Below are 25,611 nucleotides of genomic sequence, written 5' to 3'. Positions count from 1 at the left end.
TCTCGACTTCGCTCGAAACGAACGGATGTTGGGACTTCCACTCCGATGTCATCAGGCTCAAACGGTACATTCGTCTGTCTATCCGCGCTATATTGGCGCCACATGGACGGCCAGCGGGAGAGAGCGGATGATCGTCGGTACCGTCAGGGAAATCAAGAATCACGAATATCGCGTCGGCCTGACCCCCGAAAGCGTCCATGAACTGACCGCGCACGGCCATGACGTGCTGGTGGAGACTGGCGCGGGCGAGGGGATTGGCGCGCATGATGCGCTCTATGAGAAAGCAGGGGCAAGGATCGTCGCGACCGCTGCGGAGATATTCGCGACCGCGCAGATGATCGTGAAGGTCAAGGAGCCGCAACCCGCTGAGCGCGCCATGCTGCGACCGGGGCAGATCCTCTACACCTATCTGCATCTGGCCCCCGATCCCGACCAGACGCGCGACCTGATCGCCAGCCGCGCCGTCTGCATCGCTTATGAGACGGTGACGGACGATCATGGCGGGCTGCCGCTGCTCAAACCGATGAGCCAGGTTGCCGGGCGCATGGCGATCCAGGCAGGGGCGACGGCGCTGGAAAAGGCACATGGCGGGCGCGGCGTGCTGCTGGGCGGGGTGCCGGGCGTGTTGCCCGCCAAGGTCGCGGTAATCGGCGGCGGCGTGGTCGGCTTCAACGCGGCGCAGATGGCTGCCGGGCTGGGTGCGGACGTGACGATCCTGGACCGCAGCCCGGAAGTGCTCGAACGGCTGGGCATGTATTTCGAGGCGCGGGCCAAGACGCGCTTTTCCAACCGCGCGAACCTTGCCGAATGTGTCGCCGACGCCGATCTGGTGATCGGCGCGGTGCTGATCCCCGGCGCGGCTGCGCCCAAGCTGGTCAGCGCCGACATGCTGCGCACGATGAAAAAGGGCGCGGTGCTGGTCGATGTCGCGATCGACCAGGGCGGTTGTTTCGAGACCAGCCACGCCACCACCCATGCCGACCCGACCTATATCGTCGATGGCATCGTCCATTATTGCGTCGCCAACATGCCTGGCGCGGTGGCGCGCACCAGCACCTATGCGCTCAACAATGTGACGCTGCCCCATGCGCTGCGGATCGCCGATCTGGGCTGGAAGGCAGCGTTGCGGACCGACCCGCATTTGCTGGCGGGGCTGAATGTGTGCGACGGCAATGTCACCTATTGCGCGGTCGCCGAGGCGCTGGGGCTGGACTATATGCAAGCGGCAGAGGCGGTGGGGTGAGGCAGGAGAACGCTACCCGCCCTCCAACTTTTGCCTGCACCCGTTGCGGGTTAGCGCATCCTGTTCGTCTAGCCAGACAAGGGACTGCCTGTCTGTGTCCCTTGTCCGGTTTCGCCGAAGAGAGGCATGGTTTCCCGTGATGATCGAATCCCCGTCATTCGCCCCCTTGACCTGCAAGGGCGTTCGCAACAGCTTGACCATGGGTCAGGCACGGGAACAGGGGGGGCGGTGATGCAGGGCGATGTCATGATCTGGCTCGTGCCACTGATTTCCATGCTGGCGGCCGGGCTGTTCGCTGGCTTTACCGCAGGCATTTTCGGCATTGGCGGCGGCTTCGTCGTTGTGCCGGCTCTGTTTGTCGTGCTGCCGCTGCTGGGCGGCACCCATGATGCCATTGCCCATGTCGCGATCGGCACATCGGCCGCAACCATCATCGTCACGTCGATCCGGTCGCTGCTGGCCCATGCCAAGCGCGGCGCGGTGGAATTCGAGATTCTCAAGACCTGGGCACCCTGGATCATCCTGGGCGATGGCATCGGCGTATTGCTGGCGGGCCATGTCGACGGGCGCATCCTGACGATGATCTTTGCCGGCGGCGTGTTCCTGATGTCGCTCAACTTCCTGCTGCCCAAAGTGGGTGACAAGGTGATCAGCCAGGATATGCCATCGGGCATCGCGCGGGTCGGCATTGCCGGGGGGCTGGGCACTTTTTCCGCGCTGCTGGGCATTGGCGGGGGCACCATTGCGATCATGGTGATGACGCTGTGCGGGCGATCGATCCACCGCGCCATCGCCACCGCGTCGGGCGTCGGCACGCTGATCGCCATCCCCAGTGCGATCGGCTTTGCCCTCATCGGCCTCAAAGAAACCGGCCTGCCCTGGGGATCGCTCGGCTATGTCAACATGCCCGCGACGCTGGCGATTGCATCCATGTCTGTGCTGACCGCGCCGCTGGGCGTGGCCGTCGCCCATGCGTTGCCCGCCAAACCGCTCAAGAAGATCTTTGGCGTCTATCTGATCGTCATCGCCTTCGTCATGTTCCGCAACGCGCTGAAAATCTGAATCGCGGGGTGCGTCCCTAACAGGCTTTGTCACTGGCGGCCTTTCCCGTTATCCGTGTAGCGGGGGACATGATGGGGCAAAATGACCAGATTTCCGTGCTGCTGGTGGAGGATGACGCCGCCGCGCGCGCCAATATCGCCGCGATCCTGAGCGCCGCGGGCATGGCCGTGGAACAGGCCGAGGATGGCGCGACCGGGTTGGCACGCGCGGGCAGCGGTGGCCATGACGTGCTGATCCTGGACCGGATGCTGCCGCATTGTTCGGGCATCGACATCGTCACCCGCCTGCGCGGCGCGGGCGTAGGCGCGCCGGTGCTGATGCTGTCGGCGCTGGGCCGCAGCGAACATCGGGTCGAAGGGCTGGAAAGCGGGGTCGACGATTATCTCGCCAAGCCGTTCGAGCCGGACGAACTGGTCGCCCGCGTCCGCGCTTTGTGGCGACGCGCCAGCCGCCGCAACCATGATCCGGTGCTGTTGTTTGGCGATCTGGAATGTCATGCGAAGGCGCGCACCGCCTATCGGCAGGGGCGACATCTGGCGCTGTCGCCCAAGGAATTTGAACTGTTCCGCTATCTGATGGACCATGCGGGCGAGGTGGTGACGCGCGAAATGCTGCTGCGCCATGTGTGGAAACTGAATTTCGATCCCCAGACCAATGTGGTGGACGTCAATGTCGGCCGCTTGCGCCGCAAGCTGGAGGAAGGGTTTGACGGCCCGGTGCTGGAAACCGTGTGGGGCACCGGATACCGGCTGATCGCGGTGGGTGCCGGACCTGCCAGCGGATCGGCCGGTGGGTAGGATCAATCTGTTCCACTCGGTATTCGGCCGGGTGACCCTGTCGGCGCTGCTGGTCAGCCTGCTGTCGACGCTGGCGCTGTTCCTGGTGGTCGAAAAGATCGTCGCCGATGACGGTCGGACCATGCTGGCGCGGGAGGTCGATACCGATCTGGCTGGCCTTGCGGATATTTATGTGAGCGGCGGCGACGCGGAATTGCGGGCGCGCATAGCGGACCGGCTGGCGGTTGATCGGGAGGATGGCGAGCAGGGCTGGTATCTGCTGGCCGACGCGCAGGGCCGCCGCATCGCGGGCAATCTGGAACGCTGGCCCGAATTATCCTCGCGCGTGTCCGAAGCGCGCTTCGTCACCCTGCCTGACGGGCAGCAGATGTTCGCGCGCGCTACGCAGCTTGGCCCGGCGGCGCGATTGCTGGTCGGGCGCAGCAATTTGCGGGGGGAGGCGTTGCTCGCCCGGCTGGCGATGGCCTTTGCCGTGGCTGGCGCGCTGATCGCGCTGCTCAGCCTGACGGCGGGCCATTTTGCCGCACGCCGCCTGCGCGCACGGGTGGAGGCGGTCAACGCGACCTTCGCCGCGGTCCGCGCCGGGCGGATTGCTGCACGGGCGCCGGGCGCCGGGAGCAGCGACGAACTGGCCGAACTGGCCGCCAACACCAATGCGATGCTGGATCAGGTCGAACGGCTGATCGAAGCACAGCGCGCCGTTTCGGACCAGACCGCGCACGAAATCCGCACCCCGCTTATGCACCTCGACACCCGCATATTGAAGGCGATGGAAGGGACGCAGGATGTCACGTTGTTGCGCACGCTGGACCAGTCGCGCGGCGAGATTCGCGGGGTCGTGCGGCTGCTCGATTCGCTGCTCGACATTGCCGGTACGCAGGCGCTGCGCGGTGACCTGCGCGGGCTGGCGGAAGTGGACCTGAGCGACATCGCCGAGACGCTGGCGGATCTTTATGGCGCAAGCGCGGAGGAATTGGGCATCGGCTTTCATGCCCGGATCGCGCCGGGCGTCCTGCTGCGTGCCGACCCGATGCAGATGATGCGGCTGATGTCCAACCTGCTCGACAATGCGTTCAAATATGTGCCGAGCGGCGGGTCGGTGGCGCTGGAGCTGTCGCCCGGCCCGCGCATCATCGTGCAGGATGACGGCCCCGGCATCCCCCCGGCCGACCGTATGCGCATTTTCGAGCGCTATGTCCGGCTCGATGTCGGATCAGGCGGCGGTCATGGGCTGGGGCTGGCGCTTGCCAGAGCGATCGCGCAACGGCATGATCTGTCGCTGCATGTGGAGGATGCCGCCCCCGGCGCGCGGTTCGTCGTCCAACTGGAGGATCAGGATGTTTAGGCTGTTGCTGCCCGCATTGCTGTTTGCCACGACGCCCGCCGCGTTCGCCGCCGACATGCTGCCCGCCGATCCGGTGCTGCGCACGCTGATGGAAGGGGACGCCGCGCTCGCCGGGGGCAATGCCGCACAGTTGATGGACACAGCGCAGGTCCTGAAGGCGCTGGGCGCGACGCCTGCGGAGGGGCAGGATGATCTCGCCGCGCTCTGGACGCAGGAGGCGCAGACGCGCGGCGTGACCCGATCGACCCTGGCCTTTCGCGGACGGGCGCTGGGTCCGGCCTACAGGCGCGGGTCGCTGGTGGCGGGCGGCAGTTTCACCATGCGACAATTATTCCTGGCCGGGCAGCGCGCGCAGATTTCCATCGCACCGGCGGGCGGGGCCGGGGGCGCTGGCCTGTCGATCCGGGTGCAGGGGGCCGACGGCGCGACCCTGTGCGCGAAAGCGGTGGGCGGACCACAGGCGGACTGCGCCTGGCTGCCGGTCTTTACCGAACGCTACGACATAGTGATCGAAAATGGCGGGTCGGCGCCCGCGGGTTTCTATCTGATCGTGCGCTGATCGCGGCTCGCTTCGTCGCCGCACCGGCGCAGTTCATCCATTCTGTCGTTTCGTTCAGGCGAAAAAGGCCGGGGTCGGGGCGTTGTCCCCTTCATGTTTCACGAGGAATGAGGAGAAACCCCATGAACCGTCCGTCCTTTCTGGCCGCCGCCGCCCTGCTCACCCTGACCTCCACCGTCGCGCTCGCCCAGGGCGAAGGGCCGGTCAGCTATGAGGAGCAGCTTGCGCAGGTCGAAAACCAGCTGACCTATCAGGCGCCGATTGCGGGGGTCGAGAATGATTATTGGTTCAATTATCAGACCGACCTGGCCGAGGCGCGCAAGGAACTGACCAAGGATTTGCGCGGCGCGTCCGATGCAGAAGATAATCGCGACGCCTGGGAGGAATATCGCGCCGAACTGGCCGACGCGCGCGGCGATTATGCCAAGGAAATGGCCGAGAAGGGCTATCCGGTCGGGCAGGTGCGCGTCCTGACCGATACTGGTCGCTGAAAGGGCGGGCGGGGCTAGCTCCGCCCGTCAATCCGCATCGGGATCGCGGAAATTGAGCCGCCGTGTCACGGTATAGTCCAGCACGCCGACCAGCAAATAGCTGATCCACTGCTTGGCCAGCGTCAGCAGCGTGCGGCTGGCGCGGTGGCTTTCCAGCGTCACGACGCGGCTGTCCAGTGCCATCCGGTCGATCAGTCCGCGCACGGAGGTTGCGAACCCGGCATCCTCGACCCGCAGCATGACCTCTAAATTGACGAACAGGCTGCGCATGTCGAAATTCGCCGATCCGATGAATACCGCGTCGTCGATGACGATCAGCTTCATGTGCAATTTGCAGGGCTGATATTCGGCAATCTCCACCCCACGCTTGAGCAGCGGCCCGTAGAGGAGCCGCGCCGCCGCGATGGTCGCGCCATTGTCCGACCGGGCGGGCAGGATGACCCGCGCACCCTTGCGGCTTGTGGCGCGGGCGATCCGCTTGAGCATCCCGCGTCCGGGCGAAAAATAGGCCGCGACCATATCGACCCGCTGCGCCTGTTCCAGATCATGCTTGGCCACCTGGGCCCAGGGGCTGAGCCGCCGGGTCGGTCCGCCGATCAGCCAGCGGAACGGATCGGCCGGGTCGTGGTGGAGCGAGGGGTGCCATTGCCGCACCATGCGGCGCAGGGTGCGAAAGCGCTGCTTCTTCGTCGCGATCCAGCGCCAGAGCTGGCCATGCCAGCGGCTCATCGCCTCCACCTGCGGCCCTTCGATCCACAGTCCCAGGTCGCGCCAGCAGTCCTGCGGCGGGATGCCGAAATAGCCATCCTCGACATTGAAGCCGCCGATCAGCATCCGCGCGTCGTCGGCAATGGCCATCTTCTGGTGGTTACGGATCAGGTAGCGGGTGGACCGGCGCGTGCCGAAACGGCCGAAATGGCCGCCCGCCTCAATCAGCGGCGCAAAGAAAGAGTCGGGTGTGCGCGACGTGCCGAAGCCATCGACCATCAGCGTGACCGCCACGCCCCGCGCCCGCGCCGCGACCAGCGCGTCGCGCACCTTCGTGCCGCTGCCGTCACTGGCAAAGATATAATAATAGAGTTTGAGCGAGGTGCGCGCGTCCGTGATCAGCGCGACCAGCGTGTCGAGCAGGGGCGCGCCATCCACGATCAGGCGCAGATGATTGCCGTCCAGCGTGACGGCGATGTCGGGCGCGGGACCGTGCGCATCTGCTGGGCTGTTGGTCGCCATCGCGCCCTCATGCCGCCTTTTGGCCGGGCGCGCCACGGCTTTATGGCCTTTTCATTGACTTGGGACAGGGGCGCTGCTAACCGGCCCACTAATCATTCCATTTGTTGCAGGAGGCCCGTTTGGCCCGCGTTACCGTCGAAGATTGCGTCGACAAGGTTACCAACCGTTTTGACCTCGTCCTGCTCGCCGCCCAGCGCGCGCGGGAGATTTCGGGCGGCGCCGAGCTGACCGTGGACCGCGACCGGGACAAGAATCCCGTCGTCGCCCTGCGCGAAATTGCCGAGGAAACGGTGCTGCCCCACGATCTGCATGATTCGGTCGTCGCCTCGCTCCAGAAGGTGCAGATTGACGATGACGATACGCCGGACGAGATCGGCTCGATCGCGCAGTCGGCCGAAGCCCTGCGCCTGACCGCTGCGGCCCCGCCGCGCAACCAGAATATCGGCGGCGATTACGACGGCTGATCCACCGGATTTGGTTTGGAGAGGGAAGAGGCCCGGCCTGCGCAAGCAGGACCGGGCCTCACTTTTTTGCGGGTGATCCAAACATCGTCATGCTGAACTTGTTTCAGCATCCATTGGCGCGACGTGGCTATGACGCATGAGCGTAGAGCCAATAGATCCTGACTTTCGTCAGGATGACGGGCTGGCATTGTTGATATAATCCGAATTTCACCCCACAGGCCGCGCGATGCGTTTGCCCTTGGTCCGGCTGGTGAGGTGGAACTGCCTACAGCGGTCGCAGCGATAGGGGCGCAGAATGATCGTCGCCCGCTCCACCGCTGCCTGCGCCTGCTCCTGCGTCAAATAACGCCGCTTGGCGGTGCAGATGCGCAGGCGTGTGCTTTTCACAGCGGTGGCAAGGCCCAGTCGATCGGCCCGCGCCCATGCGCCTCCAGAAAGGCGTTGGCCTGCGAGAATGGGCGCGATCCGTGGAAGCCATTATGCGCCGACAGGGGCGAGGGGTGGGCGGATTTCAGCACCAGATGGCGGCTCTGGTCCACGAACGCCGCCTTGCGCTGGGCATAGGCACCCCAGAGCAGAAATACGGTCGGCGCTTCCTGCTGCGCCACCAGCCGCACGACGGCGTCGGTGAACAATTCCCAACCCTTGCCCTGATGCGAGGCCGCGCGGGCCATTTCGACCGTCAGCACGCTGTTGAGCAGCAGCACCCCCTGTTTCGCCCAATGTTCGAGGAAACCATGAGACGCGCGCGGGATGCCCAGATCCGCCTCCATCTCCTTATAGATATTGACCAGTGACGGCGGGGTGCGCACGCCCGGCTGGACCGAAAAGCAAAGGCCATGCGCCTGCCCCTCGCCATGATAGGGATCCTGCCCCAAGATCACGACCTTGACCTGGTCGAGCGGGGTGAGGTCGAGCGCGCGGAAATAGTCGCTTCCCTTGGGGAAGATGCGTTTGCCCGCCGCCTTCTCCGCCTCAAGAAAGGCTTTCAGTCCCTGCATATGCGGGGTGGCGAACTGGTCGGCCAGCGGGGTCAGCCAGCTTTCGTGCAACTTGATGGCGCTACTCATGGGGCGGGTGATGGCCCGTGGTGCGGAGGGCTGTCAACGCGCGAATCGCGGTAAATGGCCTTGCGCTTGGCCTGCGCATTGGCAAGATGGGGACTTATGGTTCCGCTTCGTCCCATCGCCATGTTCGCGGCTCTTGGCCTGTTCCTGGCACCCCTGCCCGACGCCGACGCCTTTGGCCCGGCCAAGACGGCGGTGCAGCAGACCGCCGAAGCGCGGCTGATCGCCCAGTTTCAGCGCTTCGCCAGCCTGACTGACGGCACGGTCGGCATCGTCGTGCGCGATCTTGCCACCGGGGAAACGCTCTCGCTCAACGGCGATACGCTCTTCCCTATGGCCAGCGCCTACAAGGTCGCGGTGGCGGGGCGCATTTTCGCGATGGTCGATGCCGGTGCGCTGACGCTGGAGGAGCGGCTGGCCAGTCCGGCGGGGCCAGTGCCCGTAGCCACGCTGCTCGACCTGATGCTCACCCGCAGCGACAATGGCGCGACCGACCTGCTGGTGGCGCGCGCGGGCGGTCCGGCGGCGGTGCATCACTGGGTCGCCGGGCTGGGGATCAGGGGCTTGCGGGTCGACAGCAACACCGCCGACCTGCTCTGGCGCGCGATGGGGCTGACCCCCCGGCCGGGCAATTTCAACCGCAATGTCGCCGCTGCCATGGCCGCCGATCCCGCCCTGCGCGAACGCGATGCGCGCGACATTCCCAACATCGCCTTTGCCCAGGACCCGCGCGACACCGCGACGCCGACTGCGATGACCGATCTGGTCGCGGCGATCCGCACCGGCAAGGCTTTGTCGGGGCGCAGCACGGTGGCGTTGCTGTCCATCATGGAACGGTGCCGCACCGGCAAGGCGCGGCTGCCCGGCATGCTGCCGCCCGGCACGCTGGTCGCGCACAAGACCGGATCGCTCAACGGCACCGGCAATGATACCGGCGTCATCACCCTGCCCGACGGGCGGCTGTTCGCCATCACCGTGTTCGTGATGCAGGATCATAAGGGGCAGGCAACGCGCGACCGCATCATGGCGGAAGCGGCGCGGGCGACCTATGATTATTTCCTGTTCGCGCCCGATCGCAGCACGGTCTGACGCATCGCGCTTAACTTCGATCAGGCATTTGGATAAGATGGTGGAAGAGAGGATTGCCGTGCCCACCATCACTCATTTTCGCGATTTCTGGCCCTATTATCTGCAGGAATATGCGCGTCCCGGCACGCGCGCGCTGCATTATGCGGGCACCAGTCTGGTCGTTGCGCTGCTTGCCGCCGCACCGGTCGCCGGGCGCTGGTGGATGGCGCTGGCACTGCCGATCGTGGGCTATGGCTTTGCCTGGGCGGGGCATAGTTTGATAGAACGGAACCGACCTGCGACCTTCCGCTATCCGCTCTGGTCGCTGCGCGCCGATTTTGTGATGTGGCACCGCTATCTGACCGGCCATATACGCCGCGACCTGGCCCGCGCCGGGGTGCGACCCGATGGCACGGTCGATCCTGAACGGCGTGTAAGGGCTGCTCGACCAGCTTGACCGCACCCGGCGCTCTGCCACAAGGGGGCGCAATGGCTCTCACCGCGCAATTTTTGCCCCTGCCTGACCTGGCAGCGCTCTCGCTTCGCTGGCAGGCGCTCGAGACGCAGGCGGATGCGTCCTTCTTCCTCAGCTGGACCTGGGTGGGCGCGTGGCTGGACAGCTATGCCGTGCGGCCCGAACTGTTGGCGGTAACCGACGAAGCCGGGGCGGATGTCGCGCTGGCGCTGATCGGTCATGCGATGATGCCGCGCCTGCTGGGGCGGGTCGCGACGCTCAGCCTCAACCAGGCGGGCGATCCGCAAGCCGACCGGCCCTATGTCGAATATAATGGTCTGCTGATCGCGCGCGGGCAGGAGGGGGAGGCCGCGACCGCCGCCATCGCCGCGCTAAACCGCCGTCGCGACTGGCGCGCGCTGCGGCTCAGCGGCATCGCACCGGACTCGCCCCTGCTGACCTTGCCCGGCGGGACCAGGCGCCGGGTCGATGCATCGCCCGTCTATCAGGTCGATCTGGAGGCCGTTCGCGGTGCCAGCGGCGATTATCTCTCGCTCCTGAGCGCCAATACGCGCAGCCAGATCCGCCGCGCGATCAAGGATCATGGCGGCGGCCTGCCCCATGTCGCGCGGGCCGGGGCGAACGATGTGGCACCCTGGCTGGCGGAGATGGCGGCGCTTAACAGCGGGCGTCATGCCGACAATGCGTGGGACGATCCGGCCTTTCGCGGCTTCGTGGCCGCCATCGCAGAGCAGGGGCGGGCAAGCGGCACGGTCGACCTGCTGCGCTTTACCGACGCAGGCGGGGTCGTCGGCCTGCTGGTCAATTTCGTGCATCGGGGTCAGGCGCTCAACTATCAGTCTGCCTTTGCCGATCCGCGCACGGGCAAGGACAAGCCGGGCCTGCTCTGCCATGCCGCCGCCATCGACCATTATGCCGCGCGTGGCCTGTCGCTCTATTCGCTGCTTGCGGGGAAGGATCGCTACAAGCAGAGCCTGTCCACGCGCGAGGAAAGCCTGGAATGGTGGGTGGTCGAACGTTTTTCGCCGCGTCTGGCGGCCGAAGCGCTGCTGCGGCGTATCCTTAAGCGCCCAGCTTCCGCATGATGCGATAGACCAGCCGCCGCACGCCCTGCTTTTCGGGCCGCGCGCTGATCTGACCGACCGGCAGACTGCGCCGCCGCAGCAGCGCGTTGAAACTGTGCAATTCGCCCTCCGCCACGCTGCGTTCGGACCGCCATGTCACCGACAGGCTGACCGAGACGGCAGCGCCGTTCTCGACGAAATGGGGTGCCTTGACCGGCACATGCACCGCATCGCCGGGATGGAGGGGGAAGGGGGTGCCAAGCGCCTTGAACCCGTCCTGCCAGACCAGGTTGCGGTGGCCGCCGCCGTGAAATTCCTCGCTCTTTTGCGCCGGGACCAGTGCTTCGTCGCGGGCCGGGAAGATGGTCATCATCTTGGACCCCATGATCTGGAGCAGGATATTATGCTCCGGGTCCATGTGGAACGGGGTGACGCTGCCCGGCGAGGTCAGGAAGATGAAAGCCTCGCGGTGGAGCATCGGCCCGGTCTTGTCGGCGACGATGGGTGCCAGTTCGGCCAGCGCCGCGTCGAGCAGCGCGGCATAGGCCGGGTCACGCTCGACATTTTTGAGCACCGCCCAGCTGCCGTTGGTCTCAATCGTGCGGATGGTTTCGCCCAGCGTCAGCCCGTTGGACGGCGTATCTTCGGGCCGCACGCCCAAAGGCAGCTTGCCCAGATTATATTCGACGCTGGACGCAGGCATCCGCTCCGCCAGCATGGCGAGCGCATCGAGGCTGAGCAGCGTATGGTCGACCAGATTATGGCTCAGTGCGACCGGCTGATCGGGATAGGCGGCGGCGAAGGTCGCGCGCGCGTGGTCGGGGAAGGTCGCAGCTTCGGTTGCGGCGATCGGGCGATGGGCGGTCATCGCTGTCCTTTCAATAGGCTGGCCAGGGATTCAAGGCCGTTGACAAGGGCGAAGGCAGCGGCGCGCTGGACCCGCGCCAGGCCAGTGCCGCGCAGGGCGATGCGATATTGCACGATCGTGCGCCGCTCCGCCCACAGGCTGTCGATCATCGGATGGTCGGGCGCGGCGCAACTGTCCATCCAGACGATCGCGGGATCATCCTGCACCGCGTGCAGATTGGCGATTTCGATCAGCACGCCGGGCGAAAAGCGGCCCAGCGTTTCGTCAAAGGCGATCTTGAACGAGAATGCCCCCGCGCCATGGCGGAAATTGGCCAGCATCGCGATCGCCCGGCCCTCCAGGTCGATGCGCAGCATATGCAGTCGCCCAGCGTCGAAAGCGGCAGCGCAGGCGGCGCGGAAAAAGGCGGCGTCGGCGGGTTTGCAGGCGAGCGCCGTGCCTTCCTGCCCTTTCCAGCCGGACGCTTCGAGCGCCAGAAAATCGGCGCACCAGTGCGGCAGATCGGCGCGCTCGGTCAGCAGCCTTGTCTCGACCGTGCCAAGCTCGGCCAGCCGCTTTTGCAGGCGGCGGATTTCCTTGCGCTTTTTGGAGCGGACATTGGCGTCCCAATAGGCGTCAGCCGACAGGTCCGACCGCAGCATCGCGCGGTCGTAGCGGTGAATCTCGCGCCGTCCGCGTCTTTGTTCGACGCACAAAGCCTCCAGCGCGGCGGCATTGGCGCCGGCCGCGTCCAGCCCCTCCATATGCAGGAAGCCGCGCGCCCAGGGGGCATCGTCCAGCTGGGCGATGAAGCTGCGCCACGCCGCCACTTCCTGCCCCTCACGGATCATCGGTGCACCAAAGAAGCAATGATCGTGCATCCAGTTGGAAACGCAGCCGACCGGCAGGCGGCCATGGCGCGATTGTACCACCACCGGCAACAGGCCGATCAGATGGTCACCAGCGCGGGCCTCGATCTGCCGGACATGGCCGTCTGTGGCGAGATGGTCGATCGCCGCGCCCAGCATGTCGGGCGCATAAAAGGCATTGGCTTCGGCCGCCTCCTTCGCTAGCGCCGCCCAGCGCGCACGCGGCTTCGACCCCGGCGGCAGGGGGACGGGGGGCGATGGGTGCGATGCCATGTCCATGGCTTTCTGCCTTAAATGGCAAAGATTAGGGAAAGCCTAAACTTTGCCTTCTAAGCAGAGGGCCATCGGATCATCATCGGGGGCAAATGGGGCGAAAATGCCTTTACATCGCCCGCCACTTTGGTGTGACTGACAGGGTGCGCCGCCCGCTGGCGCGACTTCGCGTGGGAGAATGAATAGCATGACGATATTGGTCACCGGCGCAGCCGGCTTTATCGGCATGACGGTTGCCGATCGGCTCATGGCGCAGGGCCATGCCGTGGTCGGCATCGACAATATGAATGACTATTACCCCGTGTCGCTCAAGCGGGACCGGATCGCCGCGCTGGAAACGGCGCATGGCAAGCTGTTCACCTTTCACGAGCTGGATTTCGCCGACAATGATGCGCTGCACGCGGCGCTCGCCGATCAAGTGATCGAGTCGATCGTCCATCTGGGCGCGCAGGCTGGCGTGCGCTATTCGCTGATCAACCCGCATGCCTATGTCCGCTCCAATCTGGCGGGCCATGTCAACATGCTGGAACTGGCGCGCGAACGGCGGGTGCGGCATCTGGTCTATGCCTCCTCCTCGTCCGTCTATGGCGGCAATGACAGCCTGCCCTTCCGCGTCGAGGACCGGGCCGACCATCCCGTCTCGCTCTATGCCGCGACCAAGCGCGCTGACGAACTGATGAGCGAGACCTACGCCCATCTGTTCCGCATACCGATGACCGGGCTGCGTTTCTTCACCGTTTATGGACCATGGGGGCGGCCCGACATGGCGATGTGGATTTTCACGAAGAAAATCCTCGCCGGAGAACCGATACCGGTGTTCAACCATGGCCGGATGCAGCGCGATTTTACCTATATTGACGATATCGTCAGTGGCGTGGTCGGCTGCCTCGACCATCCGCCTGCTGACGATGGCGCACCCAAGCCGGGTGGCAGTCGCGCGCCGCACCGGCTCTATAATATCGGCAATAACAAGCCTGAGGAACTGATGCACCTGATCGCGGTGCTGGAGGATGCATTGGGCCAAAAGGCGCAGATCGATTTCCAGCCGATGCAGCCGGGCGACGTCCACGCTACCTTTGCCGACATCAGCGCCATCGCCCACGACATCGGCTTTGCCCCGACCACGCAAATCGAGTCGGGGGTGCCGCAATTCGTGGCTTGGTATCGCGACTATCACAAGGCTCGCTGAAATTGTATTGCACCGCACACATTGTGCGGAAAAAAGTTCCACGGCCCGTCGCTGGCTTCATTCGTCCTGCCTTGCCCGAGGGCGACGGTGTGAAGCAAAACCGCGTTGAAATTCTTTTCGCAGTTGCAAAATGGTTTGCCATAAGTGCCTGAAACAGCGTAGACAGTCGCTCTGTGCCGGGGGTCAAACCGGCTAGGGGTCGCGGAACAAGGGAAAGACGACGCATCGAATACGATGGTTCGTCGCCGCATGTGCCAGCCGGATATCTGGCGGCGACATGCGGAAAAAAGGGCAAACGCGTGTCGACACTTGCTTCAAAAATTGTACCGTTCGGGTCGGGCGGACGAATTGTGAAAGCGGCCTGCCACAGCCTGTCTGTTGCAGCGCTGGGCCTCAATGCGCTGGAAGCGCAATTTGCTGAACGCAACTTTGCCGCCACATTCGTGCGATTGATCGGCGTTATCATGAATGTCCGGGGCCGCGTAATCGTGACCGGCATCGGCAAGAGCGGTATCGTCGCGCGCAAGATGACGGCGACGCTGACCTCGACCGGCACCCCTGCCATCTTCCTGCATCCCGCCGACGCCGGCCATGGCGACCTGGGCATGGTGACGCCGGACGATGTCGTGCTGATGCTGTCCCATTCGGGCGAATCGACCGAACTTGGTCCCATCATCCAATATTGCAAGCGCTTCGCCATTCCCCTGCTGGGCATGACGGCGCAGGCGCATAGCACGGTGGCGACTGCCGCGGACATTTGCATGTTGATGCCCGATGTGCCCGAAGCCTGTCCCAATTCGCTTGCGCCGACCACGTCGACCACGGTGCAGATGGCCTTTGGCGACGCGATGGCGATTGCGCTGATGGAAATGCGTGGATTTTCCGCCGATGATTTCCACAAATTCCATCCCAATGGTCGCCTTGGCGCGCAACTGATCAAGGTGCGCGAACTGATGGCCAAGGGGGATGACATCCCTTCCGTGCAGGAGGAAGCCTCGCTCCTCGACGCGACGATCGAAATGACCCGCGCGCGCCTGGGCGGCACGGCGATCGTCGATCGCGACGGGCGGCTGATCGGCGCCTTCACTGATGGCGACCTGCGCCGCACCGTTACCGGCAAACAGAATCTGACGGAGGCGGTCGGCCGGTTCATGACGCCTACGCCGCTGGCGGTGGGACCGGAAGAACTGGCGCAGGAAGCGCTGCACCTGATGCACGAACGCAACGTCATGCTGCTGTTCGTGTGCGACAAGGGCAAGTTGATCGGTGCGGTCCATATGCACGACCTGCTGAACGCGGGCGTCGCCTGAACCAGCTCGTCGTCATTCCCGCGCGGGCGGGGTCGTCCCGCCTGCCGCGCAAGCCGCTGCGCCTGATCGCCGGGCGCACCCTGCTCCATCGCACCATCGCCATGGCCCGCGCCGCCATTGGCCAGCGCGATGGCGTGGCGCTGACAGTTGCCACCGACGATGACGAGATTGCCGATCATGCCCGCGCTATGGGCTGCGATGCGGTGATGACCGACAGCGCCATCGCCACCGGATCGGGCCGGGCGCTTGCCGCCGCACTGGCGCAGGCCACCCCGCCACGTTTCGTCGTCAATCTACAGGGTGATTCGCCCTTCCAGCCGCAGGGCGCGCTGGGGGCGGTCATCGCCGCGCTCGAGGCTGGCGCGCAGGTCGCCACCCCGGTGATCGCGCTCGACTGGGCCGCGCTCGATGCCCTGCGCGATCACAAGACCCGCTCCCCCTTCAGCGGTACCTGCTGCGCCCGCGCGCTCGATGGCCGGGCCTTGTGGTTTTCCAAAAATGTGATCCCTGCCATCCGTGGCGAGGATGCCCTGCGCGCCAGCCAGCCCATATCGCCGGTGTGGCGGCATGTCGGCCTTTATGGCTATGCGCTCGCCGCCCTGCGCGCGTTTGAGGCCAGCCCGCCCACAGCGCTGGAAAATCTGGAGGGGCTGGAGCAGCTCCGCCTGCTGGAACTGGGCATTCCGGTCATGACCGTCGCGGTCGATCCGCCGCTGTTCGACAGCAGCGGCATCGATACCGAGGCTGACATCAGCCGCGTCGAGGCGCTGATCGCGCGTCACGGCGACCCGACGCCCCCCTGACGCCGTGCGCCGCCTCTTCATCATCCGCCACGGCAACACATTTGCCAGCAGCGCGCAGGCCTGCCGCATCGGATCGCGTACCGACCTGCCGCTGGTCGAGAGCGGCCATGCGCAGGCGCAGCGGCTGGGCGCGTGGTTTGCCGCACAGGACTTTGCCATCACCCGGCTGTTCACCAGCCCGCTGCTGCGCGCGCGCCAAACCGCGCAGGCGATTGCTGACGCCACCGGCCATGCGCCCGACGGCACAGGCGACTGGCTGGGCGAAATCGACCATGGCCCTGACGAAGGCCGCCCAGAGGCCGAGGTGCTGGCCCGCATCGGCGCGCAGGCCATTGCCGACTGGGACGATCGCGCCATCGCGCCTGTGGACTGGATCGTGGATGCCGACATGCGGATCGCGGCCTGGCGCGCCTGGTTTGCCCAGGGTGGGGAGGGGGTCGACCTGCTCGTCACCAGCAACGGCGCTGCCCGCTTCGCACTGCTGGCGGCGGGGTTGCCGCTGGCGTCGCTCAAGCTGCGGACGGGGGCGTTCGGGGAACTGGCGGTGGATGCGGGCGGCTGCGTGACGCTGGCCCAATGGGATGCGCGGCCTTGAAGCGATACGGGCAATTCCTGCGTTTATCCGCCTGCCGCTAGTTTTTGGAAAACCAGACCACCATGCCGATGGAGGCTACCGCCCAACATGCCAAGCCAACCGCGAGGCCACCAATGACGCCGATAGTCATGTTCCAGCGGCGCGCACAAAGAATGGCGCCTCCGAAAGCCAGGACAAATATTACCAGAACGATTGCCGATAGGACCATGGGAGAGATTATCGCGGCAAGATGAAATCCGCAATCAATGATTGCACTTGACCAGTCCGATAGCAAAAATTTCCCGCTATGACCTTCGCGCTCAATTCTGTCGCTGTGGCACCGAGAATGTTCCCGTCACCCGGCCCCCGGCACTGCCCGTGACGCCAGCACCGCCCGACGCGCGGCCATCCACGATCGAACGCCCGGTGTTGAGGTCCATCACCAGCCGCCCGCCGGTCAGCCGGTTCGACCCTTGCGTCAGCGCGACATTGCCCAGCATGGTGATGAGCTTGCTGTTGAGGTCGTAAATGGCGACATTGCCGCGCGCGGTCTGGTCTGCCTTGGTCACCACGACATTGCCCGAAGCGTCGATCCGGTCGATCTCCACCCCGCCCGTGCCGCCGCCCGGCTGGTTGCGATAGGCCACCGTCATGCGCGCGGCATTGAGCGTCATGCCCGCCTGCGTCACTTCGACATTGCCCGACACGACGACGCGGTCGGCGCGGTCCTGCACCTCGATCCGGTCGGCGGTGAAGTTGACCGGTGCGTTGCTGTTATGATTGCCCACAACCTGCGCATCCGCACCGGCGAACAACAGGCCGGCGGCGCCTACGCAGCCGATCGACAGCAGGAGAGAGGTGGCTTTCATCAGTTCCGCCCTTTGAGGCCATTTTGTTCGATGCGCAAGCTGGCCCGGCCATTCAATGTCACCGTGCGCGCGCCCATGTCCGCTTCCAGATGGTCGGCGCTGAACGTGCCGATCGGGATGCGCCCGTCGACCCGGCCCGCGCTGCGCATCCGCCGGGTTTTCAGGTCAATGCCGACGTCGCGCGTGGTAAGGCGATATCCGCCCGCCGCCTCGAACTGCACAGGCCCGTCAATCCCGACCCGCTCGGTCTCCATGTCATAACGGCCCTTCTGTGCGCTCAGCACGGCGGGGCCGTCCGACAGCAGGATGCGCGCCGACATTTCGTTCAGATCCACGATCGGCTCGCGCGAGCTTTTCTGCACCGCTGATCCGGCGCGCAGGGAAAAGGGCTGCCCCTTGCTGTCCTGCCCGCGATAGAGCGCTTCGGTCACGCGCATCCGTTCCTTGGCGACTTCCACCTTGTTCTTGTCCAGCACGAAGCTGACCTTGTCGCCACCGGTAAAGGGCGCGGTCGCCAGCAGCGCGCTCAGCACGCCGACCGCGACCGGCAGCCAGTTTTTGAGCGTGCCGACCAGCCGGTCATGGCTGCCCCCCGGCCGCGCCCAGTGGCGGCGGACATCGCGTTGCTGATCGGCCTGAACGGACATGGTGACGACTATCCGATTCGCTTACATATGGGAGAAGATGTCGATCTCCGGCCATCCCGCCAGGTCGAGTTCGGCGCGGTGCGGCAGGAAATCGAAACACGCCTGCGCCAGCTCCATCCGCCCTTCGCGCTCCAGCCGCTTGTTCAGTTCGGTGCGCAGCGCGTGGAGAAAGCGCACGTCGGACGCGGCATAATCCTTTTGCGCGTCGGACAGGGTGGGGTTGCCCCAGTCGCTCGACTGCTGCTGCTTGCTGATGTCCTGCCCCAGCAATTCGCGCACCAGTTCCTTCAGCCCATGGCGGTCGGTATAGGTGCGAATGAGGCGCGAGGCGATCTTGGTGCAATAGACGGGGGCGGCCACGACGCCCAGATAATATTTGATCGCGGCGAGATCAAAACGCCCGAAATGATAGAGTTTCAGCCGTTCCGGGTCGGCCAGCACGGCGCGCAGATTGGGCGCGGCATAATCCGATCCGGCGGCAAAGCGCACCAGATGTTCATCGCCCTTCCCATCGCTGATCTGGACCACGCACAGGCGGTCGCGCGGGGTGATCAACCCCATGGTTTCGGTATCGACGGCGACGGGACCGGGGGCAAGTACGCCAGCGGGCAGGTCTTCTTCATGGAAATGGACGGTCATGCCATCCCCTCTATGGGCAAAGCGGGGACATCGCAATCAAAGGCTTTGCCGATGGTGCGACACGCCCATGCGATCAGCCGAAGTCGCGCCCGAAACGTTGCCTGTAAAAACATTCGCGCTCCCCCGAAAAGTTGATATAGTGATTCCCAAACCGCGCCTTTGCGGTGGATTGTGCATGTCATTCGCCCGACATGTTTGTCCGATTGGTCTTGGGGCGAAGCGAAAGTGACTAACAGGGCATGAGTTTTGACAGAGGTCGCCGCGGCGGGCGCGGCAAGGACAAGCGCGACGGTTTCGGCGACGACAATTTCTACGATCAGGGCGCTGGCGGCGGCGGTGGTCGCGGCGGTTTTGGTGGCGGCTTCGGTGGCGGTGATCGCTTCGGCGGTGGTGGCTTCGGCGGTGATCGCGGCGGCTTTGGCGGTGGCGATCGTCCCGCAGGCGGCGGCTTTGCCGGTGGTGGCAATCGCGGCGGCTTCGGCGGTGGTGGCGGCGGCTTTGCCGGCGGCGGCGGCGGTGGTCGCGGCATGCCTGCGCAGGTCGTTGGCGAAGGCACGGGCGTCGTCAAATTCTTCAACGGTCAAAAGGGCTTCGGCTTCGTCGTCCGTGATGATGGCGGCGAGGATGTGTTCGTCCACATCAGCGCTGTCGAGCAGGCTGGCCTGACCGGTCTGGCCGAAGGCCAGCAGCTGGGCTTCACCCTGGTCGATCGTGGCGGCAAGGTGTCGGCAACCGATCTCAAGATCGAAGGCGAACCGCTCCCCGTCACCGATCGCGGTCCGCCGCGCGAACCGCGCGAACCCCGCGCTGGTGGTTTCGGTGCGCCCGGTGGCGATCGTGGTGGCCCGCAGCGTCAGCTGACCGGCGAACGCGCCAGCGGCACGGTGAAGTTCTTCAACGCGATGAAGGGTTTCGGCTTCATTCAGCGCGATGACGGCCAGCCCGACGCCTTCGTCCACATCAGCGCCGTCGAACGCGCTGGCATGGCCGCCCTCAATGAAGGCGATCGTCTGGACTTTGAACTGGAAGTCGACCGTCGCGGCAAATATGCCGCCGTCAACCTCCAGCCCAAGGCCGACTGAACGGCCACACTTCCGCTTTCGCGGGAGAGGATAAAGAAGGGGTCGCCTGCCCGGCGGCCCCTTTTTTGTTGGCGTTTATGGAGTTTGCGAACCCGAAATTGACGTGACCAACAAAATCCTCCCCTGCAAGGGGAGGGTCGAACAGAGGCACGTGACTCTGTTCGACGTCGGCGTAGCCGATGGTGGAGGGGTGTCGCCCTACCGAGAGGGGTGATACCCCTCCGTCAGCACTTCGTGCTGCCACCTCCCCTACAAGGGGAGGATTTGGTTGGGGGCGTTGAAGCGGGTGGCAATTTTTGCCATATCAGGGGCGTTGGAGGTATCAGCTAATGGCGACCATGAATGTGTCCCTGCCCGATCCCATGCGGGACTATGTCCAAAATCGCATAGACAGCGGCCAATATGCGAGTGTCAGCGATTATGTGCGCGACCTCATCCGCCGCGATCAAAGCGCGATCATGGACGAGGAACGCTGGCTGAAAGAACTCGATGCGTCGATTGACGAGAGCCTTGCGGAGATGAAGGCAGGCGGCGGCCATGATCTTGACGAGGTTTGCGACGCGATCATTGCCGACATCCGGCAAAGTGCGGGCGGCCAATCGCGTCCATGAAGGTCATGCTGTCCTCACGGGCCATGCGCGACCTTGAACGCATCCGAACCTATATCGAGAAAGACAACCCCGGCGCGCGCGATCTCGTTCATCAACGAATTGCGCGATACCGCGAAGAGCCTGGCCGACATGCCGCGCGCCTTCCCGCTGATCCCGCGCTACGAACAGCACGGCATCAGACGGCGATCGCACAAGGGCTATGGCATTCTCTATACCGTCGAACCGGATCGCATCTTCATCCACCGGATCATCGGGCCGGGGCAGGATCATGACGCGGCGTTGCACCTGAATTGAGGGTCGAGAGGTCGCTGGGTGCGCGGGTTGGCCGTCGCATTGTGACGGGTTTTACATGATTTTCGCGCACCAGTTGATGGACGGGAAGGGTGGTTGGGGGACTGTCGGCTTTCAGGGAGATAATCGGCGATAGCTGACGATCGGCGGTGAAAAATCATCCGGCAGTAATCGCCCCACTTGCGGACATTCGCGCATAATGCTCATAGTTTCACATGATTGGTAAGCTAACACGACGCACGATGATACTGGTGTGGCTTGTAGGCTATCTTTGGTCGGTCCCGCTGGCCATGTTTCTAAGCAGCGCCTTGGATTGGCAGTATGACGGCAATTTGGGCTGGTGGATCGTGGCGGCCTATATTTCACCGATCCTGTTGTTGACGGAGCCGTTGCGTGGTTTTGTCCCGAATGACATGCTGGCGGTCGGATACTTCACATGTTTGCTCGTTCTGACCATAGCCGCAGCGCGATTTGTGCGATTGAACCGCATCGAGCCGAACGGCAACTAACCACCCGATTTCGTCATTCAGCCTTCCACCTGCCATCTGAATAAGTGGCCGGTTTCAATGGTGGGGATAATATGGCGGAGGGACCAAAAATGGTCGAATCCTCCCCCTCACACCCGCCTAAACGGAAACGGCGCGCTCGTCCGTTCGTACCCGTGCAGATCCAGCGCCCTCGTCACCGGGGGCAGCGCGCGGTCGGGGCAGGCGCGGCGTTCGCACAGGTGGCAGGTGGGGCCGACTTCGACCGCATCGTCCTTTTCCGGGTCGATACCATCGGCATGGACGATCCGCCCGGCATGTTTGGCCTCGCACCCCAGCGCGATCACCGCGCGGCCGCGCGCACCGGGTAACTGGGGCAGCGCCATGGCCAGCGTGACGAAACGGCGCTCGTCCAGCGTTTCGATCAACTGCACCGTCACCTGATCGACTGCGCCCGCGCCATGCGCGTCCCAGCGCGGGCAGGGGCTGCCGTACCGGGCGAAGGGCCAGGCTTCGCCGTCGAAGCGTTTGGACACGATCCCCGCCCGGTCCATCCTGACCATGAAGAAGGGGATGCCGCGCGCGCCGGTGCGGTTGAGGCTGGTCAGGCGGTGGGCCAGTTGCTCGCTCGACACGCCGAACCGGTCGCGCAGCACGGGCAGGTCGTGGCGGCTCTGTTCGGCCGCCTGCCGGATGCGGTCATAGGGCATGATCAGCGCGGCGGCGGCATAGTTGGTGAGTGCGATGGTGGCGAGGCGGCGGCTGTCCTCGTCCGGCGGGGCGGTGCGGGCGACTTGCGCGGCGATCGCGTCGGCCAGTTCCTGCGCACACAGATGATAGGCGATGGCGAACAGTCGCCCGGATGCGGCCAATCGTTCGCTCAGCATCAGCCGCCGCCGGTGCATGTCATAATGGCGCAGCGTCCCCGCCAGCACATCGGCGCGCAGCACCTGCACCGCCATGCCGTGCCGTTCGTTCAGCCGCGCGCGCAATTGTGCCTGCAACAGCGCGGGATCATGGCTCAGTTGCGCGGCGATGGCTTCGGCCCCGGCGTCGATCTCGGCAAAATGATTGCCCGCCCGCGCGATCGTCTCGCGCAGCCAGTCGATCGGTGCGACCAGCGGGGCAGGGCCGCGCTCGCCCGCCGCCGCTTCGCCGGGCAGGCGGCGCAGATCGCTGAGCGCGCGGTAGAATCGGGCAATGGCTTCGCTGACGCCGGGATAATTTTCCGCGACTTCCAGCACTTCGTCGCGCGCAATGCCGATGTCACGGACGAGCGCGTCGGACAGGATTTCGCTCAGTTCGCCCGGCCCGCTATCGGTGGCGCGGGCAGTGAAATCGCGAATGTCGATGTCATAAATATTGGCCAGCCGCAGCAGCATCTGCGCGCTCAACGGGCGCTGGTTGCGCTCCAGATGGTTGAGATAGCTGGGGGAAACGCCCAGTTCCTCGGCCATGCGGGTCTGGTTAAGCCCCAGTTCGCGGCGCAAAACGCGCAGCTTGGGGCCGAGATAGAGTTTGCGGTCGGTCGGATCTGCCATAGAGTCATGATGTCATAGAATGACAATCTGACCAAATCCTATTGTGACACGCGGCCACTCATCGTCCTTTCGCTTCCCGCCAATATGTCTCACTCACTGTCCATCGCCACAGGAATGGCTTGCAGACGAAGGACAGGAACATGACGACCGAAACGATGACGGAAAATATGACAGAAACCGGCGGCCACCCCCAGCCTGCCCGTTCGCGCGCGGTTTTCTCGCCGGAGGATTTCGGCCTGATCCGCACCGCGATCGTCCACTATTTGCGCGAGATTCAGGACCAGCCGGAATCGGTCAAATATGCCAATCTCTATCACCGGCTCGGCCGGGTCGCGTAATCCGGTTTCAGCCTGACTGAACCGGACGGCATCGGCTCAAGCGGGCCGGTGCCGTCCTGTTATCAAAAGAAGCGCGTGATCCAGTAGAAACCCGCACCGATCAGCGCGGCGGCGGGCAGGGTCACGACCCAGGCGATGATGATGCGCGAGGCGATGTTCCATCGCACCGCCGACAGCCGCCGCGACGCACCGACGCCGACGATCGCGCCCGTGATAGTGTGGGTGGTCGACACCGGTATGCCCAGATGGGTCGCCATGAACAGGGTGATCGCTCCGCCGGTTTCCGCGCAGAAACCCTGCGCCGGGCTGAGCCGGGTGATCTTCGACCCCATGGTGTGGACAATCTTCCACCCGCCAAACAGCGTGCCGAAACCCATCGCCGCCTGACAGCTGATCACCACCCAGAAGGGCACATGAAATTCGCCCTGCAACATGCCCTGCGAATAGAGCAGCACCGCGATGATCCCCATCGTCTTTTGCGCGTCATTGCCGCCATGGCCCAGCGAATAGAGCGAGGCGGAGACCAGTTGCAGCTTGCGAAACACCCCGTCCGCGCCATGCGGCGTGAAGCGGCGGAACACCCAACTGATGATCAGCACCAGCAGCAGCGCCAGCAGCAGGCCGATGGCCGGTGACATGACGATCGCCGCGCTGGTCTTGAACACGCCGGTCCAGATCACCGCGCCCAACCCCGCCTTGGCCGTTCCCGCGCCCAGCAGCCCACCGATCAGCGCATGGCTGGAGGAGGAGGGGATGCCCAGCGCCCAGGTGATGAGGTTCCAGGAAATCGCCCCCATCAGCGCACCGAAAATCACCTGCGGATCAATGATGGCCGCGTCGACGATCCCCTTGCCCACCGTGGTCGCGACATGCAGGCCAAAGAAGAGGAAAGCGATGAAGTTGAAAAAGGCGGCCCAGGCGACCGCATATTGGGATTTAAGAACGCGGGTCGACACGATGGTCGCGATCGAGTTGGCGGCATCATGCAGGCCGTTGAGAAAGTCAAAGGCAAGCGCCACGCCGATCAGCGCGATCAGCAGCGGGAAGGCAATGGGATCCATGGGGTCTATCCGGCGGGAACGTCAGGCGTGGTCGATGACCAGCCCGGAAATCTGGTTGGCAACATCCTCGAACCGGTCGGTGACCTTTTCCAGGTGGGAATAGATTTCCCGCCCGACGACGAAATCCATCGGATTGCCCTCGCGCGCCGCGGCATAGAGCGTCTTGAGGCCCGCTTCATGCAATATGTCGGCATGGCCTTCCAGCGTGACCAGCCGTTCGGTCAGGTCGTGCAGCCGCGTGGCGTTGAGGTTGAGCGAGCGCAGCAACGGCATCGCCTCTGCCGCCAGGCGCGCGCATTCGACGATCAGCGCGCTCATATCCTGCATCTGCGGCGGGAAGCTCTTGACCTCATAGAGGGCGATGGCCTTGGCGGTCTGGTTCATCTGGTCGATCGCGTCGTCCATCACGCCGATCAGCCCGGTGATGGCGCTGCGGTCGAACGGGGTGACGAAAATGCGCCGGACGTCCTGCAACACGTCGCGGATGATGTCGTCCGCCTCATGTTCGCGGTCGGAAATTTCCTTGATATGGACCATCATGTCCGGCCCGCCCTTGAGCAGCCGGGCCAGTGCATCGGCGCCGGCGACCAGCGTGGCCGCATGATTCTCGAATTGCTCGAAAAAGCGGCCCTGCTTGGGCATCAACGCATGAAACCAGGCGAGCATTCCAGTCCTTTCGCTTTGCTTGTCCTTGAACCACAGCAGCATCCGCACGAACCGGCCCGGATCGCGGGGCGGCTTGCGAAAGGCGGCGATGATTGCCTGAAGATCGGGTTCGTCGACCGCGCGTGCGGCCTCCGCCACGGGGAACCAGCGCAGTTCGCGCTGCCCCTGTTCGGGCCACTGCGACAGTTGGCCGGTCACGGCAAGCGGGAATACATCCACCGTCGCCTCGCGTGCGGCACCGCTGCGCTTGCGCTTGTCATAGCTGTAGCTGCCCAGCGAGGCGGGGCAGGCAATGCCATGGATGCCTGCTTCCTCGAATGCTTCCAGTTCGGCGGCGCGATGGCCGGCCAGCCCCTTGATCCGGTTGCCCTTGGGAATGACCCATCGCCGCGTGTCGCGCGACGTGATCAGCAGAATCTGCATCGATCCGTCGGCATGTGTCGTATAGGGGAGGGCGGCAATCTGACGCATTAGTCGCGCCTTGTAACGAAATTGTCACAATGCGCAATCGACCCCGTGGCACCGGGCGACGGGGTCGAGTCTGTCTCGAAATGCGCGAAAGAGCGCATTTCTGTAGCCGCACCGGCCCTCCCCCCCACCCGACCGCCCACAGAGTGTATCCTGAATGGGAGGTCGGGTGGGGGTGTGGGC

At 64.6% G+C, this 25,611-nt stretch carries 29 protein-coding genes and 1 pseudogene; 19 read left to right on the top strand and 11 right to left on the bottom strand.

What is annotated here, in order from left to right; translation table 11 throughout:
* Positions 1-127 precede the first annotated feature (127 nt).
* From ald to EBBID32_RS09050, 6 genes are all read left to right on the top strand, one after another.
* Positions 128-1,243, top strand: coding sequence for an alanine dehydrogenase (gene ald / locus EBBID32_RS09080; RefSeq protein WP_006954505.1), 1,116 nt, complete (start codon positions 128-130; stop codon positions 1,241-1,243).
* A gap of 231 nt (positions 1,244-1,474) precedes the next feature.
* Entirely contained in the window at positions 1,475-2,305 is an 831-nt protein-coding gene (locus tag EBBID32_RS09070; protein WP_037489948.1) for a sulfite exporter TauE/SafE family protein, read from the top strand.
* 71 nt (positions 2,306-2,376) lie between these two features.
* Complete coding sequence (locus tag EBBID32_RS09065) at positions 2,377-3,102, top strand: response regulator transcription factor (RefSeq protein ID WP_006954501.1); 726 nt, start codon at positions 2,377-2,379, stop codon at positions 3,100-3,102.
* Positions 3,095-4,447 carry a sensor histidine kinase gene (locus EBBID32_RS09060; protein ID WP_006954499.1) on the top strand — a complete coding sequence of 451 codons (1,353 nt, stop codon included), beginning with the start codon at positions 3,095-3,097 and terminating at the stop codon, positions 4,445-4,447. Before EBBID32_RS09065 ends, EBBID32_RS09060 begins: the two co-directional genes overlap by 8 nt.
* Complete coding sequence (locus tag EBBID32_RS09055; RefSeq protein WP_006954497.1) at positions 4,440-5,006, top strand: hypothetical protein; 567 nt, start codon at positions 4,440-4,442, stop codon at positions 5,004-5,006. The genes EBBID32_RS09060 and EBBID32_RS09055 overlap by 8 nt, the downstream gene beginning before the upstream one ends.
* Before the next feature lie 122 nt (positions 5,007-5,128).
* Positions 5,129-5,497: a hypothetical protein gene (locus tag EBBID32_RS09050; RefSeq protein ID WP_006954494.1), complete on the top strand. Its 369-nt coding sequence runs from the start codon at positions 5,129-5,131 to the stop codon at positions 5,495-5,497.
* 27 nt (positions 5,498-5,524) lie between these two features.
* Here the strand turns inward: EBBID32_RS09050 and EBBID32_RS09045 are convergent, their stop codons facing one another.
* Positions 5,525-6,763, bottom strand: coding sequence for a phospholipase D-like domain-containing protein (locus EBBID32_RS09045; protein ID WP_006954492.1), 1,239 nt, complete (start codon positions 6,761-6,763; stop codon positions 5,525-5,527).
* An 83-nt stretch (positions 6,764-6,846) separates the two neighbouring features.
* On the opposite strand from EBBID32_RS09045, the gene rpoZ reads away from it, so the two are divergent.
* Positions 6,847-7,191, top strand: coding sequence for a DNA-directed RNA polymerase subunit omega (gene rpoZ, locus EBBID32_RS09040; RefSeq protein WP_006954490.1), 345 nt, complete (start codon positions 6,847-6,849; stop codon positions 7,189-7,191).
* Positions 7,192-7,398: 207 nt separating this feature from the next.
* Here rpoZ and EBBID32_RS09035 read toward each other — a convergent pair whose 3' ends face one another.
* Positions 7,399-7,578 (bottom strand): hypothetical protein, encoded by a 180-nt coding sequence (locus tag EBBID32_RS09035; RefSeq protein WP_006954488.1) that lies wholly within the window; start codon positions 7,576-7,578, stop codon positions 7,399-7,401.
* Positions 7,575-8,261, bottom strand: a complete 687-nt coding sequence (ung, locus tag EBBID32_RS09030; RefSeq protein ID WP_006954486.1) for a uracil-DNA glycosylase — start codon at positions 8,259-8,261, stop codon at positions 7,575-7,577. The genes EBBID32_RS09035 and ung overlap by 4 nt, the downstream gene beginning before the upstream one ends.
* A gap of 96 nt (positions 8,262-8,357) precedes the next feature.
* Between ung and EBBID32_RS09025 the strand changes: the two genes are divergently transcribed.
* From EBBID32_RS09025 to EBBID32_RS09015, 3 genes are read left to right on the top strand one after another with little or no spacing between them, the layout of a single operon-like run.
* Entirely contained in the window at positions 8,358-9,347 is a 990-nt protein-coding gene (locus tag EBBID32_RS09025) for a serine hydrolase (protein ID WP_006954484.1), read from the top strand.
* Between the two features lie 58 nt (positions 9,348-9,405).
* Entirely contained in the window at positions 9,406-9,783 is a 378-nt protein-coding gene (locus tag EBBID32_RS09020; RefSeq protein WP_156022513.1) for a DUF962 domain-containing protein, read from the top strand.
* A gap of 32 nt (positions 9,784-9,815) precedes the next feature.
* On the top strand, positions 9,816-10,886 hold the full coding sequence (locus EBBID32_RS09015) for a GNAT family N-acetyltransferase (RefSeq protein WP_006954480.1): 1,071 nt from the start codon (positions 9,816-9,818) through the stop codon (positions 10,884-10,886).
* Here the strand turns inward: EBBID32_RS09015 and EBBID32_RS09010 are convergent.
* Positions 10,864-11,733, bottom strand: coding sequence for a cupin-like domain-containing protein (locus EBBID32_RS09010; protein WP_006954478.1), 870 nt, complete (start codon positions 11,731-11,733; stop codon positions 10,864-10,866). The two genes, EBBID32_RS09015 and EBBID32_RS09010, sit on opposite strands and share 23 nt — an antisense overlap.
* Positions 11,730-12,860, bottom strand: coding sequence for a GNAT family N-acetyltransferase (locus EBBID32_RS09005; protein WP_006954476.1), 1,131 nt, complete (start codon positions 12,858-12,860; stop codon positions 11,730-11,732). Before EBBID32_RS09005 ends, EBBID32_RS09010 begins: the two co-directional genes overlap by 4 nt.
* Positions 12,861-13,041: 181 nt before the next feature.
* On the opposite strand from EBBID32_RS09005, the gene EBBID32_RS09000 reads away from it, so the two are divergent.
* The 4 genes from EBBID32_RS09000 (at position 13,042) to EBBID32_RS08985 (ending at position 16,751) form a co-directional block, all read left to right on the top strand.
* On the top strand, positions 13,042-14,043 hold the full coding sequence (locus tag EBBID32_RS09000) for an NAD-dependent epimerase/dehydratase family protein (RefSeq protein WP_006954475.1): 1,002 nt from the start codon (positions 13,042-13,044) through the stop codon (positions 14,041-14,043).
* A 350-nt stretch (positions 14,044-14,393) separates the two neighbouring features.
* Positions 14,394-15,353 carry a KpsF/GutQ family sugar-phosphate isomerase gene (locus EBBID32_RS08995; RefSeq protein ID WP_006954473.1) on the top strand — a complete coding sequence of 320 codons (960 nt, stop codon included), beginning with the start codon at positions 14,394-14,396 and terminating at the stop codon, positions 15,351-15,353.
* The gene (gene kdsB / locus EBBID32_RS08990) at positions 15,350-16,156 is read left to right on the top strand and encodes a 3-deoxy-manno-octulosonate cytidylyltransferase (RefSeq protein ID WP_081628065.1); all 807 of its coding nucleotides are present in this window, start codon (positions 15,350-15,352) and stop codon (positions 16,154-16,156) included. The genes EBBID32_RS08995 and kdsB overlap by 4 nt, the downstream gene beginning before the upstream one ends.
* Before the next feature lie 4 nt (positions 16,157-16,160).
* Positions 16,161-16,751, top strand: a complete 591-nt coding sequence (locus EBBID32_RS08985; protein ID WP_006954469.1) for a histidine phosphatase family protein — start codon at positions 16,161-16,163, stop codon at positions 16,749-16,751.
* Positions 16,752-17,050: 299 nt separating this feature from the next.
* On the opposite strand, the gene EBBID32_RS08980 is transcribed toward EBBID32_RS08985, so the two are convergent.
* The 3 genes from EBBID32_RS08980 to EBBID32_RS08970 are packed head-to-tail and all read right to left on the bottom strand — an operon-like array spanning position 17,051 to position 18,885.
* On the bottom strand, positions 17,051-17,599 hold the full coding sequence (locus EBBID32_RS08980; RefSeq protein ID WP_006954467.1) for an LptA/OstA family protein: 549 nt from the start codon (positions 17,597-17,599) through the stop codon (positions 17,051-17,053).
* Entirely contained in the window at positions 17,599-18,246 is a 648-nt protein-coding gene (locus tag EBBID32_RS08975; protein WP_006954465.1) for a hypothetical protein, read from the bottom strand. The genes EBBID32_RS08980 and EBBID32_RS08975 overlap by 1 nt, the downstream gene beginning before the upstream one ends.
* 21 nt (positions 18,247-18,267) lie before the next feature.
* Positions 18,268-18,885, bottom strand: coding sequence for a ribonuclease D (locus EBBID32_RS08970; protein ID WP_006954463.1), 618 nt, complete (start codon positions 18,883-18,885; stop codon positions 18,268-18,270).
* Positions 18,886-19,124: 239 nt separating this feature from the next.
* On the opposite strand from EBBID32_RS08970, the gene EBBID32_RS25100 reads away from it, so the two are divergent.
* From EBBID32_RS25100 to EBBID32_RS08950, 4 genes and pseudogenes are all read left to right on the top strand, one after another.
* On the top strand, positions 19,125-19,967 hold the full coding sequence (locus EBBID32_RS25100) for a cold-shock protein (protein WP_006954460.1): 843 nt from the start codon (positions 19,125-19,127) through the stop codon (positions 19,965-19,967).
* A 329-nt stretch (positions 19,968-20,296) separates the two neighbouring features.
* Positions 20,297-20,578, top strand: a complete 282-nt coding sequence (locus tag EBBID32_RS08960) for a type II toxin-antitoxin system ParD family antitoxin (RefSeq protein WP_006954458.1) — start codon at positions 20,297-20,299, stop codon at positions 20,576-20,578.
* A pseudogene (locus EBBID32_RS08955) lies at positions 20,575-20,872 on the top strand (type II toxin-antitoxin system RelE/ParE family toxin). The gene EBBID32_RS08960 and the pseudogene EBBID32_RS08955 overlap by 4 nt, the downstream one beginning before the upstream one ends.
* A 239-nt stretch (positions 20,873-21,111) precedes the next feature.
* On the top strand, positions 21,112-21,378 hold the full coding sequence (locus EBBID32_RS08950; protein ID WP_037489943.1) for a hypothetical protein: 267 nt from the start codon (positions 21,112-21,114) through the stop codon (positions 21,376-21,378).
* Between the two features lie 107 nt (positions 21,379-21,485).
* On the opposite strand, the gene EBBID32_RS08945 is transcribed toward EBBID32_RS08950, so the two are convergent.
* Positions 21,486-22,895: a helix-turn-helix domain-containing protein gene (locus EBBID32_RS08945; RefSeq protein WP_006954449.1), complete on the bottom strand. Its 1,410-nt coding sequence runs from the start codon at positions 22,893-22,895 to the stop codon at positions 21,486-21,488.
* Between the two features lie 140 nt (positions 22,896-23,035).
* Here EBBID32_RS08945 and EBBID32_RS08940 point away from each other — a divergent pair, with 140 nt between their 5' ends.
* Positions 23,036-23,233 carry a hypothetical protein gene (locus EBBID32_RS08940; RefSeq protein ID WP_037489940.1) on the top strand — a complete coding sequence of 66 codons (198 nt, stop codon included), beginning with the start codon at positions 23,036-23,038 and terminating at the stop codon, positions 23,231-23,233.
* Positions 23,234-23,295: 62 nt separating this feature from the next.
* On the opposite strand, the gene EBBID32_RS08935 is transcribed toward EBBID32_RS08940, so the two are convergent.
* Together EBBID32_RS08935 and EBBID32_RS08930 are read right to left on the bottom strand one after the other, a co-directional pair.
* Positions 23,296-24,294 (bottom strand): inorganic phosphate transporter, encoded by a 999-nt coding sequence (locus EBBID32_RS08935; RefSeq protein WP_006954446.1) that lies wholly within the window; start codon positions 24,292-24,294, stop codon positions 23,296-23,298.
* A gap of 21 nt (positions 24,295-24,315) precedes the next feature.
* The gene (locus EBBID32_RS08930) at positions 24,316-25,431 is read right to left on the bottom strand and encodes a DUF47 family protein (protein WP_006954444.1); all 1,116 of its coding nucleotides are present in this window, start codon (positions 25,429-25,431) and stop codon (positions 24,316-24,318) included.
* Positions 25,432-25,611 lie beyond the last annotated feature (180 nt).

The sequence above is a fragment of the Sphingobium indicum BiD32 genome (genome assembly GCF_000382885.1).
Classification (GTDB): Bacteria; Pseudomonadota; Alphaproteobacteria; order Sphingomonadales; family Sphingomonadaceae; genus Sphingobium; species Sphingobium japonicum_C.
This window is presented reverse-complemented; position numbering and strand designations above follow the sequence as displayed.